This is a genomic window from Nostoc sp. PCC 9305, from assembly GCF_963920915.1.
Taxonomy (GTDB): domain Bacteria; phylum Cyanobacteriota; class Cyanobacteriia; order Cyanobacteriales; family Nostocaceae; genus Nostoc.
In genome coordinates this window covers 25,106-42,898 of record NZ_CAWUDN010000024.1, presented here as the reverse complement: position 1 = coordinate 42,898, position 17,793 = coordinate 25,106, and the positions used below count along the sequence as shown (strand labels likewise).

Here is a 17,793-nt window from a genome sequence, read left to right as displayed (position 1 = left end):
GTTCGTACTGGCTCTGCCCTTTGCCTAGCTTGTTGGTGCAGGTGCAGCTGAGTTTGATGAGCGATGCCTAGTAGGTCTGAGCCAAGTCGTACTCCTCCGGGGAAGCAAGCTCAAGCTACGCACAGCGTCTCGTAGAGAGTGCGGGCTACGCCTACGCCAGAATTATATAAAAAAACGCTGAACTCGAACGCCGAAACCTGGTAAAAGTGGTGATGTGATTTCGTCATCAGCCAACAAGGTTGCGATCAGTTTTAATTGGGCAGCTTCTCTGCGATAAAGTTCTAGCTGCTGTAATTGCCAATTTGCAATCCAATATTCTTGGACTCCTGTGGATGAGTATAGTTTTAGCTTGGCTTCTCGATCTCTACGTTCGTTAGTTGTCCCAGGAGAAAGCACTTCCACAATGAGTTCTGGCGCTCCTCTCAAATGCCCTTCATCATCTAGCAATTGTGCTAAACGCTCATAACTAATCCAAACTACATCGGGTATCACATTATCGGCATCTGTAAAAATTATACCGGGAGTTTGACGGGTTTCCCCTAGCCCACTAGAGCGAGACCAAATTTGTAATTCTAAGCATATATTGCCCGCAGTGCCTTGATGTTTCCAGTGAGGCGCTCTAGTCACAAATAGTTCTCCGTCAATAATCTCATAACGCTTCCATTCGTCAGTTGCAAGTAATTCTAAGTCTGAGGTTGTCCAACGGACTCGATCGGATATTGTTTGGTTCATAGCATTATTTTCCTATACCTCGTTTAGAGATAAGATTCTATTTTTAGAATATTTGCTCAGGATCAATACCTGCGGCTCGTAAGCGTTCTGCCAAGATTGCAGCCCGTTGACGTTCTTGTTCTAGTTGTTGATTTACTTGCTCTAACTGTTGGTTTACCTCCTGTAACTGTTGGTTTGATTCTTCCTCTGGCAACATCACCAACTGCTTATCTGGTGTAAAAAAGCGTAATTTGCCCAAATATACTGCCAAATACAGCCCTAACTGCTGACTCCACAACCAACCAGAATCAGTGGGTACAAGTTCTTGATATTGCCCATCAACTAAGTGAAATCCCTGTAATTCTAGGTTATTTGGGTCAAACCAAAAGTAATCTGGAGTGCGAAATGTATTCTGATAAATTTGCTTTTTTAAACCTTTATCAACCGAGGCAGTGGAATTAGATAATAGCTCAATAATCACATTGGGGTATTTGCCATCTTCTTGCCATACAACCCAGCTTTTGCGGTCTTTTTTTTCTGCATCTAAAACCACAAAAAAATCCGGCCCTCGAAATTCTTGTGACTTTTTCTGGTTGGGACTGAAATAGATCGTCAGGTTGCCGGCAGCATAAAAATCCTCGCGATCGCGCCACCACCATTTAATCAAGCGAATGAGTAAATCAATTTGTTCGCGGTGTAAGTCAGATTCCAAGGGGGGTTCGTCACTATAGATATCACCCGGTGGGAAAATTATACTCTCAGTGACAGCTTGTAAACTAGGGGTGTTGGCAAGGGGCTGAGACATACAAGATAGTTTTTATGTTTGTATCTATGCTATCGCGACCAACCTTTGCATTATGAATGCGTAGGCACAGCCGGTCATAGACATCGCACTCCTTATTCCTCATCCCGATATAACTCTTGCAAGTCTTGTAACTGAGTCTTCCGGGAAATCCGGCGATATTTTTTACTTTCTAACTTGGGTTCGTATTGACTCTGCCCTTTGCCTTTGCTTTTGCTTTTTAACTTCATGGTAGATTCTGGATCGGCTTGTTGGTGTAAGTGTGTTTGATGAGCGATCGCAGCGTCCAAAAATTCTAAATAATGTTCGTATCGTTCCCAGTCTCCCCGCACCACACACTCAGGCTCATCTCGGTGCAGACAATCACTAAACCGACAGCTAGCAACTGCTAACCGCTTTCTGGCTTCTGGGAAGTAATGGATTAATTCTTCTGGGACACAATCCATATCAGGCTGATTAAAACCGGGAGTATCTGCCAGTAAACCACCACTAGGTAACTCAAATAATTCTATATGGCGAGTGGTATGACGACCACGAGCCAGTTTGCCAGAAACTTCTCCGACTCGCAGCTTGGCAGAGTCAATCAGCGTATTAATCAGGCTGGATTTACCAACCCCGGAAGGCCCAGCTATTACAGTAATTTTATTGCTCAGGTATTTGGCTGCTTGCTCAGTATTAATACCATCTTTAACACTGATAAAGATTGGTTCATAGCCCCAACCGAGCAGGCGATCGCTAACTTGTTGTTGTTCCTGGGGTGAAATTAAATCACTTTTATTCAAGCATAAAAGCACATCCAAACCAGTAGACTCAGCCTTAATCAGAAATCGGCTCAACTGATAAGGTTCCAAAGGTGGATCGGCAACGGCAAATACCAAGAGAATTTGGTTTACATTGGCGATCGCCGGACGATCTAACTCACTTTGGCGGGGTAAAACATCAGCGATCGCTCCCCGTCCCCCAGCCCAATCTGGCTCTTCTACCACAACGCGATCGCCTACCATCACCTGTTGTCCGATTTTTTTCAGCCGTGTTCTTCGGGTACAAAGCAACAGAGGAGGCGAGGGCAAAGAGGCATTTAAATCCAGTTTCTCCTCTGCTCCTCGGTCACTGAGCGTAGTCGTTGGCGAAGCCTCTCGTAGAGAAGTGCTGCTCCTCTGCTCCCCTGCCTCTTGATCCATCTGTACTCGGTAAAAATTAGCCTGTACAGCCACCACCGTACCCAATAACTGTCCAGTTACGGCAAAATTTTCCCCTGTCATTGGTTAGCAACTGGACGGCGCACTAATAGAGAAAAATAATTAGTGCAGTCTGTAATTTGTTCCACCTGATAACCTGCCATTGTCAAACTATCAGGAACTTGCTCAATCGGTTCACCAGGGTCTAGCCAGACTTCTAGCAAACCTCCTAATGGCATTTTCTCTAGACGTAGTTTTGTCCGCACGAAATTAATGGGGCAAGGGGTGCCGCGTAAATCAAGTTGAGCGTCGGGAGTTAAAACAGAAGAGGGCATCATCACTTAAATAAATTTCCCAAAAATCCTTCTAGACCGCCTTTACCAGTGCGATCGCCCTTAATTTTAGCTAGCTTCTCCAGCAGTTCCCTCTCCTCTGGGGTGACTTTGTTGGGAATATCAATTAATACATTCAGCATGTGATCCCCACGACTTACGGGATTACCCAAGCGGGGTACACCGCGATTTTCCAACTTCATCACTGTATTCGGCTGAGTTCCAGCCGGAATGATTAGTTCTACCGGCCCATCGACTGTATCTACCTCTAACCGACAACCTAAAATCGCTTGCAGGTAGCTAATTTTGATTTCCGAGAGAATATTAATTCCATCCCGTTGGAATTCCTCGTCCTCATTTACGAACAAGTAAACGTATAAATCCCCAGGAGGGCCACTACGTTGACCGGCATCTCCTTCACTAGAAATTCGTAAACGTGTGCCATTATCCACCCCTGCTGGAATGGTAATTTTGAGTTTCTTTGTGACTTGATTTGCGCCCTTACCATCACACGCGTCACACTTATCTTCAATTACCATCCCTGTTCCATTACAGGTGGGACAAGTTGATACTTGGGTGAAACTGCCAAAGGGTGTTCTAGTCACACGCCGTACTTGAGCCGATCCGCCACAAGTCGAACAAGTCCGAGGGCGGGTTCCAGGTTTAGCACCAGAACCGCTACAAACTTCACAATTTTCTAGATGGGAAATGCGAATTTCTTTTTCGCCGCCAAATATCGCTTCCCGAAAGTCTAACTTCAGGTCTAGCCGCAGGTCATCACCCCTCGCAGGCCCACTGCGGCGTCTTTGTTGGGTGGGATTACCCATACCGCCAGCAAAGCCACTAAAAATGCTTTCAAAGATATCGGCAAAACCACCCATATCGCCGACATCTTGAAAGCCCGCGCCAGCAGCACCCGATACACCCTCTGGGCCAAAGCGATCGTAACGAGCGCGGGTTTCGGGTTCTGATAGTACCTCATAAGCGCGGTTAATTTCTTTAAAGCGATCCTCCGCCCCCGGTTCTTTGTTCACATCTGGGTGATACTTCCGGGCTAGACGGCGATAGGCTTGTTTGATTTCTTCTTTGTCAGTGTCACGAGAGACACCCAGGATTTCATAGTAGTCGCGGGCCATATAGCAAAGGTAAAAGTTAGAAGGAAGAAAGCAGAAGTCAGTAGAACGTCATTCACGGTCACTTGCTACCCGATGGATAAGTGTTTTGCTTACAGATAGATATGCAAGAGCAACACATTATCCTGTTAGAGGGTGGCTTGCCGGAAGGCAGGCAAAAGATAAAATTAATTTTTGTTAATAACTGATTTTACCCTTTACCTTTTACAAAAATCACCGACAAATCTTGAGCAACAGATGCTTTCCTCGTGGGAGACGACAAAAGCTATAGAAGTTAGGAACAGGGGAAGCCTCTGCTCAGACTTCTCACTGCCGAGTCGGCTGTCTCTTTTACAATTGTGCTACGTAGGAGAGGAAAACCTCGCCCATCAACCAGAGGGGCTAGCCGCACCATTAGGTGTGGAAAACCACCCTTAGCTTTGGATTGGCTCTGAACTTGCACATTGCCTAGCCCAAAGTAATTTGCTTCTACAATCTAGCAAAGGACTGGGGTCTTGTGAAACTTCGCTAAATATTTAGATATATTAAAATGTCTTAATAAAATTTAACAACTTAGGGAGTGAAAGCAGGGGAGCAGAGGAGAAGTTGCAGTAAGTTTTTCCCGTCTGCCCCTCCGCCCCCTTGCCCCTCTGCCTCTTGTGCCCATACACAATGCCCAACCCCTAATCTATCGCCTCATAATCAGCCTGAGCTGTACTTTCTTCGTCAAAATCAAAGTTGAATTGTGGTATTAGCGTGCCATTCATTGGTGAGTCTACTTCTGGGGTAAAGTGACCAGATGAACCCCCCTCAATCTCATCAGTTTGGCTGTTAGCTCGATTGTAAACATCAGCACCAATTGCAAACAAGGTTTGTTGGAAGTCGTCTAAGCGCTGTTTAAATTCCACTGTGGAAATGCTGGAGTCAATCATTGCCGCTTGGAGTTGTTCAACTTTTTCACTAGCCAAAGTTTTCATTTGGTCGCCGATAAAGTTGCTGTTATCCTTGATGGTGGATTCATAACTGAACAACAAATTATCTGCTTGGTTTTTGAGTTCAACCAGTTCTTTACGTCTTTTATCTTCTTCGGAAAACAGTTCGGCCTCTTGGCGCATCCGTTCGACTTCGTTGCTACTCAAACCACCTGTATTGGTAATCCTGATACTCTGTTCTCTACCTGTACCTTTATCTTGGGCAGAAACCTTGAGGATGCCGTTGACATCGATTTCAAAGGATACTTCAATTTGCGGTACACCACGGGGAGATGGGGGAATCCCTGCGAGCAGAAACTTGCCGAGACTCTTGTTATCTCGTGACATCGCCCGTTCACCTTGGAGAATGTGAATTTCCACTGAGGTTTGTCCATCAACGGCGGTGGAAAAAACTTGTGATCGACTCGTAGGAATTGTGGTGTTGCGTTCAATAATTTTGGTGAACACTTCACCCAAAGTTTCAATTCCCAAGGACAGAGGGGTGACATCCAGTAGTAAGAGATTATCGACTTCACCACCTAACACACCTGCTTGAATAGCCGCTCCCAATGCTACAGCTTCGTCAGGGTTGATGGAGCGATCGGGAGCTTTGCCGTTGAAAAACTTAATTAGCGCGTTTTGGACTGCCGGAATACGGGTAGAACCACCTACCAAAATAATCCGATCTATGGCTTCTGGTTTGAGATCCGCATCTTTGAGCGATTGGATCAGTGGTTCGATGGTCGCTTCAATTAATTTCGCGGCGAGTTCTTCAAATTTCGAGCGACTGAGTTCCATCTCCAGATGCTTTGGCCCGGTGTCATCCGCTGTGATAAATGGCAAGTTGATGGAGGTATTCACCATACTGGAGAGTTCAATTTTTGCCTTTTCCGCAGCTTCCCGCAGGCGTTGCAGTGCCATTTTGTCTTTGGAAAGGTCGATTTTCTCTTGTTCTTGGAAACGTTCCATCATCCAAAGGACGATCGCATTATCAAAGTCGTCTCCACCCAAGTGGTTATTACCACAAGTCGCCTTTACTTCAAAAACGCCATCCCCAAGTTGCAGGATCGATACGTCAAAAGTACCGCCTCCCAAGTCAAATACTAAAATTAGCTGCTCTTGGTCTTGCTTTTCTAATCCAAAAGCTAAAGCCGCAGCTGTTGGTTCATTGATGATTCGCAGGACTTCTAGTCCAGCAATCGTGCCAGCATCTTTAGTTGCTTGTCTTTGGGCATCTGTAAAATATGCTGGTACGGTGATCACTGCTTGAGTGACCTCCTCACCCAAAAAGTTTTCCGCATCCTGCTTCAGCTTTTGCAGGATCATCGCAGATAATTCTTGGGGCGTATAGTTTTTTGAGCGAATTTGGACATCAACAGTCTCGTCTCGACCTTTGACACAGTTGTAGGGGACGCGATCGCGTTCTATTTCAGTATCTTCCCAACGCCGCCCGATGAATCGTTTAATACTGTAAATCGTGTTTTCGGCATTGGTTACGGCTTGGCGCTTTGCCAATTGACCAACCAAGCGATCGCCACTCTTCCCAAATCCCACAATACTTGGAGTAGTTCGTCCACCTTCAGAATTGGAGATCACAAGTGGTTGACCACCCTCCAAAACTGCGACGCAACTGTTAGTAGTGCCTAAGTCGATCCCAATAACTTTTCCCATATTTGCCAGTATTTTTACTGAAATTTATGCTGTAATATGTCGCGGACTAACTTTTTTGTTAAGAACAAAGGCTAGCGGATAACGTCTGTGGAACCCCTGTTGCTGGTAGCAAGAAAGAAGTTGAAACACAGAGAGTTATCCAAAGCCTTGTCCAAGTTTTAGGTACGCGATGCTCGTCTTTGCTATAACCCAGGCACTTGAGGTCAGCGAGGCGAGCGACTACAGCTTAACTGCTGGCTGAACTCGACTGATCTTCTGGTGCAAAAGGTGTATCTTCCTTGGGAGCAGCTACTTTGACCATTGCATGGCGTAGCACGCGATCGCCCAAGTAATATCCGCGCACTAACTCTTCTAACACTGTTCCTTCAGGATGTTCATCCGTAGGTTCCCGCATTACTGCTTCGTGCAGGTTAGGATCGAATTCTTGACCTTCGGGACGCATTGGCGATACACCCAAACGTTTCAAGCTATCTACTAATTGTTTGTAAACGCCTTGGTAACTTTTGTGCATGGTCATTTCGCCATCAGACTGTGGTTTGAGGTGCGATCGCGCCCGCTCAAAATTATCGACTACTGGCAGCAATTCCAAAATCGTATTCCGCTTCACCTGCAACTCTAGGTCTTCTTTTTCTTTGCTAGTGCGTTTCCGGTAATTCTCAAAATCAGCGGCAATCCGCATATATTGAGTACTACGCTCTTCTAGTTGCGTTTTGACGGACTCGATTTGTTGAGTCAGTTCTGCCAAAGCTGCCCTTTCTACTTCAGTTTTTTCAGTTGCAGCGACGCTATTTTCTGAATTGACAGCAGTATCGCCTGATATATTTGTTTGGGCTGCCACTTGCTCTGTCACCTCGCTGCCAGATTCATTGAAATTAGTTTGGGCTGGGAAGTCACTCTTCATTGCTTGCTTTACCTCTGTTGGTTCACCCAATTGCTGGCTTGTATTGTTTATCTGTTTATTTTCATCGATCATTGTCTATTCATTCCAGATCCTATTTATGGCAGTGTATCTCTACAGCTTGCAACCGTCGTCATCCACGACTTGCAACTGAGGCTGATTTTATTGCCGACAAGTTCTTGGAAGTGATATAACCGTCCTCTTATTGTGACAAATGGTGAACACGTTAGCCCAGACACCACTAAGGCGGGAACCCGAACGAGTAATTTGCAATAGTAGCGCCAAATGCGACTCGCCCCTCATCTTATTTGAAAATATCTTTAATTTTGAATTTTGAATTTCGAGCAAAGCGACGTTACTCAGGACTTTTTTGGGAAATGAGAATTCTGTCTCACAGCCTGGGAATACTTTAAGCAGAGGTTTCCCCTACTCAATTGCTCATTTATGACTTACTCGTCACCACAACGGCGCAGTACCGCTCTAACTACTAGAACAGAGTTTTCGCCCTTCGGCAACAAGCTAGTGCAATCTGGCTATGTCAATACCGAACAGATGAGGCAGGCATTAATTGAAAGCCGCAAATCTGGCAGACCCTTAACAGAAGTATTAGAGTCAATCACTGGGCAACAACTATCGCCTGAGTTACTCAGGCAATACAAAAAACAGCAACTATTTGAACTGAAAATACTATACGGAGTTGAATTTCTCGATCCAGAAGTCAATTCCGTTGGCAACACGATGATGGGGAACCTGATTGAAACCCTCATCCCAGTGGATATCTGCCGTCGCCATCGTTTAGTACCACTGTCGAAACACGAAGACCAAACCCCGCCCTCAGTTTTAGTGGCGATGGTTGCTCCAGATAATCTAGAGGCTTCCGATGACCTGAACCGCATCTTGCGCCCCCAAGGTTTGGCCTTGCAGCGTATGGTGATTACCCAGGAAGATTACCAACAGCTAATCAACCAATATTTGGATGAAATGGCTGTGAAGCAGAAGCACCTGGAGCAAGAAAAGTTTACAGATATTAATCAGGATTTAGAAAACCTCGGAAATCTCGATCTTTCGGATGCTCCTGAAGAAATGGAGGCCGATCTGGGGGCAGCGATGAAGGGTGCAGAGGATGCCCCAGTCATCAACTTAGTCAACAGAATCCTGGCTAAAGCCTTGCATGAGGGCGTTTCTGATATTCATATCGAACCGCAAGAAGAAAACTTACGCATTCGCTTTCGGAAGGATGGGGTACTAAAGGAAGCTTTCGATCCCCTACCGAAAAAAATCATTCCGGCGGTGACAGCCCGATTTAAAATCATCTCCAATCTAGACATTGCTGAACGCCGTCTACCCCAAGATGGACGTATCCGCCGGATGTTTGAGGGACGTAAGGTGGACTTCCGGGTGAATACCTTACCCAGTCGCTACGGGGAAAAGGTGGTACTGCGGATTTTGGATAACTCCTCCACCCAACTGGGATTAGATAAGTTGATTACCGATCCAGAGACTTTACATATTGTCCAGGATATGGTTAGCCGTCCCTTTGGGCTAATTTTGGTAACTGGGCCAACTGGTTCTGGGAAAACAACCTCGCTCTATTCTGCACTCTCTGAAAAGAACGATCCCGGAATTAATATCAGTACCGTAGAAGACCCAATTGAGTACAGTCTTCCAGGGATTACTCAAGTACAGGTAATTCGGGAAAAAGGGCTAGATTTTGCTACTGCGTTGCGGGCTTTCTTGCGGCAAGATCCAGATGTGCTACTGGTGGGTGAAACGCGAGATAAGGAAACAGCAAAAACAGCAATTGAAGCTGCCTTGACCGGTCACTTAGTATTAACTACCTTACATACCAATGATGCCCCAGGAGCGATCGCTCGTTTAGGAGAAATGGGGATTGAGCCTTTCATGGTTTCTAGTTCCCTAATTGGCGTTCTAGCTCAACGTTTGGTGCGGCGTGTATGTTCTGAATGTCGTGTTCCCTACACTCCTACAACTGAAGAACTAGCTCGTTATGGTCTATCAGCTTCCTCTGATGTGGGAGTCACTTTCTATAAAGCTAACACCTTGACATTAGATGCGATCGCAGATGCCAAAGCCAAAAATCATCTTTGCCCAAAATGTAATGGCAACGGTTACAAAGGGCGTTGTGGTGTTTATGAAGTTATGCGAGTCACCGAAAACCTGCAAACTCTCATTAACGAAGATGCACCCACAGAACGCATCAAGGAAGTGGCAATAGAAGAGGGGATGAAAACCTTGCTGGCTTACAGTTTAGACTTAGTGCGCGAAGGTTCCACCACTTTAGAAGAAGTAGAACGAGTGACGTTTACTGATACTGGTTTGGAAGCAGAGTTAAAAGCCAAACGCAAGACTGGTCTTACCTGTCGGAGTTGCGATGCCACATTGAAACAAGAATGGTTGGATTGTCCTTACTGTATGACAGCTCGGTTTTAAGACTAATAGTCATTGGTCATTAGTCATTAGTCATTGGTGAATGCTTAATAACTTTAAACAAATGACAACGGACAAATGACAAATGACAAATAAAAAACATTAAAAGGAAGCAGAACTATGGAAATGATGATTGAAGATTTGATGGAGCAGTTGATTGAATTGGGTGGCTCGGATATGCACTTATCCGCAGGTTTGCCTCCCTACTTCCGCATCAGTGGCAAACTTACGCCCATAGGTGAGCATGTATTGACAGCCGATCAATGTCAAAGGCTGATTTTTAGTATGCTTAACAACACCCAGCGTAAAACCTTAGAGCAGAACTGGGAGTTGGATTGTTCTTATGGTGTTAAGGGTTTGGCTCGCTTTCGGGTCAATGTTTATAAAGAACGTGGTTCTTATGCTGCTTGTTTACGGGCATTAAGTTCTAAGATTCCTAACTTTGAAAAGTTAGGTTTGCCAGATATCGTGCGAGAAATGACAGATAAGCCCAGAGGGCTAATTCTGGTGACAGGCCCTACAGGTTCCGGCAAGACAACGACCCTAGCGGCAATGATTGACTTGATTAACCGCACCAAGGCAGAGCATATTTTGACGGTGGAAGACCCAATTGAATTTGTCTACGAACCAATTAAAAGTTTGGTTCACCAACGACAACTAGGTGAAGATACTAAGAGCTTTGCTAATGCTTTGAAAGCAGCTTTGCGGGAAGATCCAGATATTGTTCTGGTAGGGGAAATGCGCGATTTAGAAACGATTTCCTTGGCGATTTCCGCAGCAGAAACAGGACACTTGGTATTTGGTACGCTACACACCAGTTCCGCTGCACAAACGGTTGACCGGATTATTGACGTTTTCCCCCATGAAAGACAAACCCAGGTGCGGGTACAACTGTCTAACTCGTTAGTGGCGGTATTTAGCCAAACTTTAGTGTCCAAGAAAAGCCCTAAACCTGGTGAGTATGGTCGGGTAATGGCTCAAGAAATTCTGATTGTCACTCCCGCTATTTCTAACTTGATTCGAGAAGGCAAAACATCTCAAATTTACTCAGCTATTCAAACTGGTGGCAAATTGGGGATGCAAACTCTAGAGAAGGTTTTAGCCGATTTTTACAAAAATGGAACCATTTCCTTTGAAGCGGCCATGTCTAAGACTTCTAAGCCAGATGAAATCCAACGTCTTATCGGTACTTCTGTGCCACCACAGGCAGCAGGTGCGAAACCTGGTGCGGCTGCCAAAGCGCATTAAAGGAAGTGGGGAGTAATAATTTTAGATTTTAGATTTTGGATTTTAGATTGAAATTTAATCCAAAATCCTCAATCCAAAATCCAAAATAAAATTGTCCCATACCCAATTAATAACAACTATTTTGAATTTATTTTATGCCAAACTTCGTTGCCCGTGTTCGGGATTCGCAAGGAAAATCTCGAACCGAAAAAATTGTTGCCGAATCCTTGGTACAAGCTCGGACTAATCTCAGAGATCAAGGTTTTGTAATCCAAGAACTCAAGCAATCTCAGGGATTTCAGCCAGATGTTGCCTTCAAAAATTTCCAGAATTCCTTGGTTAAGGTTTCTGTGAAAGACAAAGCCGTTTTTTCGCGTCAATTTGCCGTTTTGATGAATGCGGGAGTTGCGATCGTTAGAAGTCTGGGGGTGCTTTCCGAACAGTGTAGTAATACTAAATTGAAACAAGCCCTGGTGGAGATTAGCACCGATGTTCAAAGCGGAATGAATCTTTCAGAGGCAATGCGAAAGCATCCTGACTGTTTTGATGGATTATATGTGAGTATGATTCAAGCTGGCGAAGTTGGTGGTGTTCTAGACGAAGTATTGAATCGTTTAGCTAAGTTGTTAGAAGATGTTGCCCGATTACAAAACCAAATCAAATCAGCAATGTCTTATCCAACGGTAGTGGGTTTTATCGCAGTTGCGATATTTCTTGGCATGACTATTTTTCTGATTCCGATTTTCGCCACGATTTTTACACAAATTGGAATCTCATTACCACCTCTAACGCAATTTTTGATGGATGCTAGTAAATTTTTGAGAAGTCCGAGTGCTTTCATCCTTCTCGCTGCTCTTATAGGACTAAAAATTGCTTTTACACAATACTCTAAAACTCCTGTTGGTCGCATCACAATCGATCGTCTTTCCCTGAAGATGCCATTGTTTGGTGACTTAATTCAAAAATCTTCAGTTGCCCGCTTTAGCCGGACTTTTGGTTCTTTGACTCGTTCAGGTGTACCAATTTTAACTTGCTTAGAAATTGTCCGAGATACATCAGGAAACCAAGTAATTGCCAATGCCATAGATGCAGCCCGCATGGAGATTCAACAAGGAGGAATGATTAGCATTGCTTTACAAAAAGATGCCGTTTTTCCGGCTATGGCAATTCAGATGATTAGTATCGGAGAAGAAACTGGAGAATTAGATGGAATGTTGATGAAAGTTGCCGATTTCTATGAAGATGAAGTCGAGCAAGCAGTAAAAGCAATGACCAGTATTTTAGAACCGGTGATGATTGTAGTTCTAGGGGGAATGGTGGGAACCATTTTGCTAGCGATGTATCTGCCGATGTTTGCGGTATTTGAAAAGCTGGGATAAAAGATTAATAGTTAAGAGTTAGGAGTTAGGAATTAACTTTTTTTATTCCTAATTTTTAACTTCTAACTGATTAATTTTATTTTTAACTCCTAACTCCTAACTCTTAACTCCTAACTCTTAACTCCTAACTCCTAACTCCTAACTTCTCACTCCTCACTATTTAATAAACTATGACTGTGCAAAAATCTCAGTACGAAGCGAGTTTGGCAGAGTACAGCAATCATCTAGCTGCGATCGCCTTACTAAAACAATATCGGCCATACTTGGAGATGATTCCCAGTCTGCGCCGTCCAGATGAAAGTGTCATTACTATACCTTTGCCAATTGTCCGGCTTCGCAATACTGCTACAACAGCCCCACAAACGATTTGTTTACCTTGTGATGTGGCAATTTTGATGTGCGATCCAGAATGGAAAATCAAAACTGGAGCAGAAATTTTAGTCTTTATTCATCGCGCTCACGAAGATTTTTCTGATTTGTTAGGACGTTGGCGACAAACCCAAGTTTGCCTAGACAATGATTATGAGTGGTTGATGCCTCTCCGTCACAGTCATATTTTGAGTGAGGGAGCTAATGCTATATATCCTCTGTTTATCGTTTTTAGTGAGACTTTAGAACGCATCCAAAGAGGTCTTGTGGGAGCCGAACTCCCATTTATTATACAAACACCAGATTTGCTGGTTGAGGAGAATCTCACAGATATTTTCTCTTCACAAACTCCACCAGCTTAGGTACTTACAGCAGAATTCAGAATTCAAGAGTAAAATACGCTTTATACCTGGGTAAGCTAAACCACATCTAGTTTGCATATCAAAAATTTATATAACTCTTGTGGGGTGGGCATCTTGCCCGCCGTAATTATGCAATTTAAATGTGGAACAGCTTAACAGACGAATCGTTGTGTACTTAACTAGTTTAAAATCTGCTGTATAGTCAAAAAAACATCCTATCCCTGCGGGACGCTCCGCGAACGAAAGAATGCAAGGACTTGCATCTTTATAAATGTACTAAATGTGAAACTACATATTTTACCCCCGGCTACGCCGTCCCCCTTTTGCTAAACTAGAGGGGTTTTATTATGTGCATCTTCATACAAAATTGTTATAAATACCCACCAACAGACTTTCACCTTTACCAAACTACAAATTAGCTTGTGACACATCCGTGAAAGGGCCAGTTTTATAAAAATTTATTGTTACTTTTTGAAGAGTAATGAGGATTTGGCAAAGATTCAGTAATCTTACTGTTGCCAATAAAGAATTGCCATAGAATTAGAGACATTTAAAAGCAGATACTTTATACTAATGAATCGTTTTTCTCAAAAAACAACGAATTATCAAGAGAGCATTTCACAACAAACTCAGTTGAGTCAGATGTGTGGTTCCAAACGGCTATTTCGCGATCGCTATGAAATACTGCAAGTTTTAGGTAGAGGTGGTTTTGGTGTAACATTTTTAGCCAAAAATGCCGTATTACCTGGGAATCCACTGTGTGTCATTAAACAGCTTTGTCCAAAAGTCACTAGTCCCCAAAGTTGGCAAAGGGCGTGTATGCGCTTTGAAAAAGAGGCAAGAACTTTGGGGCAACTCGGTAGTCATTCGCAAATTCCCATGCTATTAGACTACTTTCAGGCGAATGGGGAGTTCTTTTTAATTCAAGAATATGTGCCGGGTTTGACTTTGGCGCGAGAAGTGCGGCAAACTGGGCCCAAAAGTGAATCCTCAGTTAAGCAGTTCTTAAAGGAGTTATTACCTGTATTACAGTATCTTCATAAACATCATGTGATTCATCGGGATATTAAGCCTCAGAATTTATTGCGGTGTGAATATGATGGGCGCATAGTGCTGATTGATTTTGGTGCGGTGAAAGAGAAATTAGTTGACGCTTGTGAAAACTCAATCAATCAAGCTGCAAATACAAACTTTATCGGGACTAGGGGATTTGCACCACCAGAACAGTTTTCTCTACGTCCAGTTTATGCCAGTGATATTTATGCACTGGGTGTAACTTGTATTTATATGTTGACTGCTAAAAGTCCTTTAGAATTGGACTACGACCCAAATACTGGTGAAATATCTTGGCAAAAACAGGTAAATATCAGCAACAGTTTCGCCCAGATTTTAGGAAAAATGGTGAAAATCACCTTAGAGGATCGGTTTAAGACTGCCGATGATGTGATGAAAGCTTTAAGTAGTGAAAGTTATTTGCCTACTTTGGCTAACTGTCTAACTAACCAAAAATTAAATAATAAAAGTATTACACAACACGAAATTACACAAAACAAAATTACCCAACATGAAATTATACAACACGAAAATTATGATGTATACATGCCACCTGTAGCCAGAACTGCTAGTGCCATTCGGAAATGGAGAGCAAGATTCAAGGAAACAAGATAGCATACAGCAGAATTCAGAATTCAGAATGGGCTACGCCCCGCGGCGCTAACAGGAGTAAAACATGCTTTATACCTGGGTAACAGACTTAGCTTGTGTACCTCACTTTCCTTGAAATCTGCTGTAAGTTGCAGCCTTTTTTGGCTAAAGTATCAAATGAATAATTAATTATGGGCAATTTAAAATAGCCAAAACAAATTTAGTAAGCATTTTAACTATATTTGATAGTCAGTAATGATTCATTAATCGGGGTTTTTCTTCAATACTTAGTCAGTTGTTGCTTGCCAAGATACAAGCAAATTTACTAGGTTTAAAAGTTCCAAAAAATATTTTTATTCAGATTATTATATAATCGATAGAATAATTAATCTTATGGCTCTCGTAGTTTTCCACAGATGAGGAAGACTGACTACTATTTACAAAAGCTAACTATATAAGTAATTCCCCAATCCCCAGAGCAGGGTTTATCTACCACAAGTAAGCGAGAGTCAATTATCTTAAGGGAAAGTTCGGGGCAAACTTAGCCTAAGTTGTCATGCAGTCGCGCCTGTCAGATCATGATCTGCTGCTTAAATCCCGATTGCTCAAATCCCCTGAATCCCAATGGAAAGAAGTTTTGCCAAAGTTGTAACACCCCGCTGGTGTCACTTTTAAGAAATCGCTTTCGTGTGATCCGAGTCCTTTCAGATGAGGGGGGATTTGGCAGAACCTATCTATCAGAAGACGTAGATAAACTCAATGAACGCTGTGTTATCAAGCAATTAGCTCCAAAATTTCAAGGAACTTGGTCGCAAAAAAAGGCGATGGAGTTGTTTGCGGAAGAAGCGCAGCGACTACAAGACCTGGGGGAACATCCCCAAATTCCGACTTTGATAGCTTACTTTGAGCAAGACGGCTGCCTGTATTTGGTGCAGCAGTTTATTAATGGAGATAATTTGTTAAAGGAGTTGCAACAGCGCAAGGCTTATAACGCGAGAGACATTCAATCTATTTTGCTAGATTTACTACCCATCCTAAAATTTATCCACGATCGCAAAGTTATTCACCGAGACATCAAACCAGAAAATATTATCCGCAATAAAAATGATGGACGATTATGCCTGATTGATTTTGGCTCCTCAAAGCAATTTACCGCCAAAGTTCAGCAGAAATCTGGCACATCCATTGGTTCGCATGGTTATTCTCCCCTAGAACAAATTAGAGATGGGAAAGCTTTCCCCGCCAGCGACTTGTTTGGTGTGGGGGCTACCTGCTTTCATCTGCTAACGGGAAATTCCCCGTTTCAGTTGTGGATGGAATCTGGGTACGCCTGGGTAAGTAATTGGCGAGAATATTTGCGGAGTCCAATCAATCCTGAATTGGATTTTGTCATCGACAAGCTTTTAAAAAAAGATATCCAGGAACGTTACCAGTCAGCCGAAGAAGTCCTGAGAGACTTGACTCCCAAACAACTCCTCGCACTGCCACCTGCGGGTAAGTCATCTGGGAAATTACCACCAACTAAAGCACCAGTTTTACCAAAAAGTTATCCCTTACTGAGAATTTTAATCTTAGTAAGTGCTTTCATTCTGTTATTTGGATTCAGCGAATCTTGGTATAAAAATTTTCGCCGGATTCAAACCAGTTTGGTCTCTAGGTTGATTCAACAAAATAGTCCTAGTAAAAATGATGCGATTTTGAGTCAGATTAGCTTGGGTAAGGTTTCCTTAGCTAACACCCTCCAAGGACACGAAAACTCAGTTTTATCTGTCGCCATCAGCCCCGATGGTAAAACCATAGCCAGCAGTGGCGACGATCGCACAATCAAACTTTGGAATCTCGCAACCGGAAAACTAATCGCTTCACTCAACGGGCATTTTCAGCAGGTGAATGTCGTAGTAATTAGTCCAGATGGCAAACTTCTGGTTAGTGCTAGTGATGACAACACCATTAAAATCTGGAATTTGGCAACGCGAAAACAAATTCGCACTCTTATAGGGCATTCTGACTCAGTTCATGCCCTAGCCATCAGTGCTGATAGCGAGACTCTAGTTACTGGCAGTGATGACAACACGATTAAAATCTGGGATTTGGCAACAGGAGAGCAAATTCGGACACTAGCAGGGCATACATTCTGGGTGCGATCGGTGGCTATTAGTCCTAATGGTGTGATTCTAGCCAGTGGCAGTTTTGACAAGACGATCAAAATCTGGAATCTAGCAAAAGGATACCCAATCCGCACACTAGAAGGAAATTCTCAAACAGTGACAACTGTGGCTATTAGCCCAAATGGTAAAACTTTAGCCAGTGCTAGCCGCGATCGCACCATCAAACTTTGGAATTTAGCTACCGGAAGAGAACTTCGCACCCTAGCGGGACATGGCAACACTGTCACATCCGTAGCCTTCAGTGCCGATGGTAAAATTATTGCTAGTGGTAGCCGCGATCGCACTATCAAACTGTGGAATACAGCTACAGGAGAAGAAATTCTCACATTGGCGGGGCACACCAACACCGTCACATCTGTTACCTTCACTCCTGATGGCAAAACCCTTGTTAGCGGTAGTGAAGATAACACGATTAAGATTTGGCGGTTGTCTCAGTGAATGGGGATTGGGGATGAGGGAGAGTTAGAATCTCGTTCATCCACCTTTGAACCCAATACTTTTCGGTTAAGGGGAAAGGGAAA

The 17,793-nt window shown here is 43.5% G+C and carries 14 protein-coding genes; 7 read left to right on the top strand and 7 right to left on the bottom strand.

Annotation, left to right across the window (positions count from 1 at the left end; translation table 11 throughout):
- Positions 1–162: 162 nt before the first annotated feature.
- The 5 genes from ACM0OX_RS11415 to dnaJ all read right to left on the bottom strand — a co-directional run bounded on the left by ACM0OX_RS11415 (position 163) and on the right by dnaJ (position 4,159).
- Positions 163–732 carry a Uma2 family endonuclease gene (locus ACM0OX_RS11415; protein WP_414514968.1) on the bottom strand — a complete coding sequence of 190 codons (570 nt, stop codon included), beginning with the start codon at positions 730–732 and terminating at the stop codon, positions 163–165.
- A gap of 43 nt (positions 733–775) precedes the next feature.
- Positions 776–1,516: a Uma2 family endonuclease gene (locus ACM0OX_RS11410; RefSeq protein ID WP_414514967.1), complete on the bottom strand. Its 741-nt coding sequence runs from the start codon at positions 1,514–1,516 to the stop codon at positions 776–778.
- 92 nt (positions 1,517–1,608) lie between these two features.
- Entirely contained in the window at positions 1,609–2,775 is a 1,167-nt protein-coding gene (gene rsgA, locus ACM0OX_RS11405; protein ID WP_414514966.1) for a small ribosomal subunit biogenesis GTPase RsgA, read from the bottom strand.
- Entirely contained in the window at positions 2,772–3,029 is a 258-nt protein-coding gene (locus ACM0OX_RS11400) for a sulfurtransferase TusA family protein (RefSeq protein ID WP_414514965.1), read from the bottom strand. Before ACM0OX_RS11400 ends, rsgA begins: the two co-directional genes overlap by 4 nt.
- Entirely contained in the window at positions 3,029–4,159 is a 1,131-nt protein-coding gene (gene dnaJ / locus ACM0OX_RS11395; protein ID WP_414514964.1) for a molecular chaperone DnaJ, read from the bottom strand. Before dnaJ ends, ACM0OX_RS11400 begins: the two co-directional genes overlap by 1 nt.
- A 171-nt stretch (positions 4,160–4,330) precedes the next feature.
- Between dnaJ and ACM0OX_RS11390 the strand changes: the two genes are divergently transcribed.
- A complete protein-coding gene (locus tag ACM0OX_RS11390) occupies positions 4,331–4,573 on the top strand; it encodes a hypothetical protein (RefSeq protein ID WP_414514963.1) in 243 nt (80 codons plus the stop codon).
- 245 nt (positions 4,574–4,818) lie between these two features.
- On the opposite strand, the gene dnaK is transcribed toward ACM0OX_RS11390, so the two are convergent.
- Both dnaK and grpE read right to left on the bottom strand, forming a co-directional pair.
- Positions 4,819–6,777, bottom strand: a complete 1,959-nt coding sequence (dnaK, locus tag ACM0OX_RS11385; protein ID WP_414514962.1) for a molecular chaperone DnaK — start codon at positions 6,775–6,777, stop codon at positions 4,819–4,821.
- A 226-nt stretch (positions 6,778–7,003) separates the two neighbouring features.
- Entirely contained in the window at positions 7,004–7,750 is a 747-nt protein-coding gene (grpE, locus tag ACM0OX_RS11380) for a nucleotide exchange factor GrpE (RefSeq protein WP_335201268.1), read from the bottom strand.
- 369 nt (positions 7,751–8,119) lie between these two features.
- Between grpE and ACM0OX_RS11375 the strand changes: the two genes are divergently transcribed.
- From ACM0OX_RS11375 to ACM0OX_RS11350, 6 genes are all read left to right on the top strand, one after another.
- A complete protein-coding gene (locus tag ACM0OX_RS11375; protein WP_414514961.1) occupies positions 8,120–10,126 on the top strand; it encodes a GspE/PulE family protein in 2,007 nt (668 codons plus the stop codon).
- Positions 10,127–10,243: 117 nt separating this feature from the next.
- Positions 10,244–11,371 carry a type IV pilus twitching motility protein PilT gene (locus tag ACM0OX_RS11370; protein WP_094347367.1) on the top strand — a complete coding sequence of 376 codons (1,128 nt, stop codon included), beginning with the start codon at positions 10,244–10,246 and terminating at the stop codon, positions 11,369–11,371.
- Between the two features lie 134 nt (positions 11,372–11,505).
- Positions 11,506–12,729 carry a type II secretion system F family protein gene (locus ACM0OX_RS11365; protein WP_414514960.1) on the top strand — a complete coding sequence of 408 codons (1,224 nt, stop codon included), beginning with the start codon at positions 11,506–11,508 and terminating at the stop codon, positions 12,727–12,729.
- Between the two features lie 170 nt (positions 12,730–12,899).
- Complete coding sequence (locus ACM0OX_RS11360) at positions 12,900–13,460, top strand: hypothetical protein (protein ID WP_334898771.1); 561 nt, start codon at positions 12,900–12,902, stop codon at positions 13,458–13,460.
- A 573-nt stretch (positions 13,461–14,033) separates the two neighbouring features.
- Positions 14,034–15,128, top strand: a complete 1,095-nt coding sequence (locus ACM0OX_RS11355; protein WP_414514959.1) for a protein kinase domain-containing protein — start codon at positions 14,034–14,036, stop codon at positions 15,126–15,128.
- A gap of 554 nt (positions 15,129–15,682) precedes the next feature.
- A complete protein-coding gene (locus ACM0OX_RS11350; RefSeq protein WP_414514958.1) occupies positions 15,683–17,710 on the top strand; it encodes a protein kinase domain-containing protein in 2,028 nt (675 codons plus the stop codon).
- Positions 17,711–17,793 lie beyond the last annotated feature (83 nt).

Excerpts from the sequence above, each read along its gene's own strand:
- ACM0OX_RS11365 (WP_414514960.1), top strand. The coding sequence starts at position 11,506 with ATGCCAAACTTCGTTGCCCGTGTTCGGGATTCGCAAGGAAAATCTCGA.
- ACM0OX_RS11375 (WP_414514961.1), top strand. The coding sequence starts at position 8,120 with ATGACTTACTCGTCACCACAACGGCGCAGTACCGCTCTAACTACTAGA.
- ACM0OX_RS11370 (WP_094347367.1), top strand. The coding sequence starts at position 10,244 with ATGGAAATGATGATTGAAGATTTGATGGAGCAGTTGATTGAATTGGGT.
- ACM0OX_RS11415 (WP_414514968.1), bottom strand. The coding sequence starts at position 732 with ATGAACCAAACAATATCCGATCGAGTCCGTTGGACAACCTCAGACTTA.
- rsgA (WP_414514966.1), bottom strand. The coding sequence starts at position 2,775 with ATGACAGGGGAAAATTTTGCCGTAACTGGACAGTTATTGGGTACGGTG.
- dnaJ (WP_414514964.1), bottom strand. The coding sequence starts at position 4,159 with ATGGCCCGCGACTACTATGAAATCCTGGGTGTCTCTCGTGACACTGAC.
- grpE (WP_335201268.1), bottom strand. The coding sequence starts at position 7,750 with ATGATCGATGAAAATAAACAGATAAACAATACAAGCCAGCAATTGGGT.
- ACM0OX_RS11410 (WP_414514967.1), bottom strand. The coding sequence starts at position 1,516 with ATGTCTCAGCCCCTTGCCAACACCCCTAGTTTACAAGCTGTCACTGAG.
- dnaK (WP_414514962.1), bottom strand. The coding sequence starts at position 6,777 with ATGGGAAAAGTTATTGGGATCGACTTAGGCACTACTAACAGTTGCGTC.
- ACM0OX_RS11350 (WP_414514958.1), top strand. The coding sequence starts at position 15,683 with ATGATCTGCTGCTTAAATCCCGATTGCTCAAATCCCCTGAATCCCAAT.
- ACM0OX_RS11355 (WP_414514959.1), top strand. The coding sequence starts at position 14,034 with ATGAATCGTTTTTCTCAAAAAACAACGAATTATCAAGAGAGCATTTCA.
- ACM0OX_RS11360 (WP_334898771.1), top strand. The coding sequence starts at position 12,900 with ATGACTGTGCAAAAATCTCAGTACGAAGCGAGTTTGGCAGAGTACAGC.
- ACM0OX_RS11400 (WP_414514965.1), bottom strand. The coding sequence starts at position 3,029 with ATGATGCCCTCTTCTGTTTTAACTCCCGACGCTCAACTTGATTTACGC.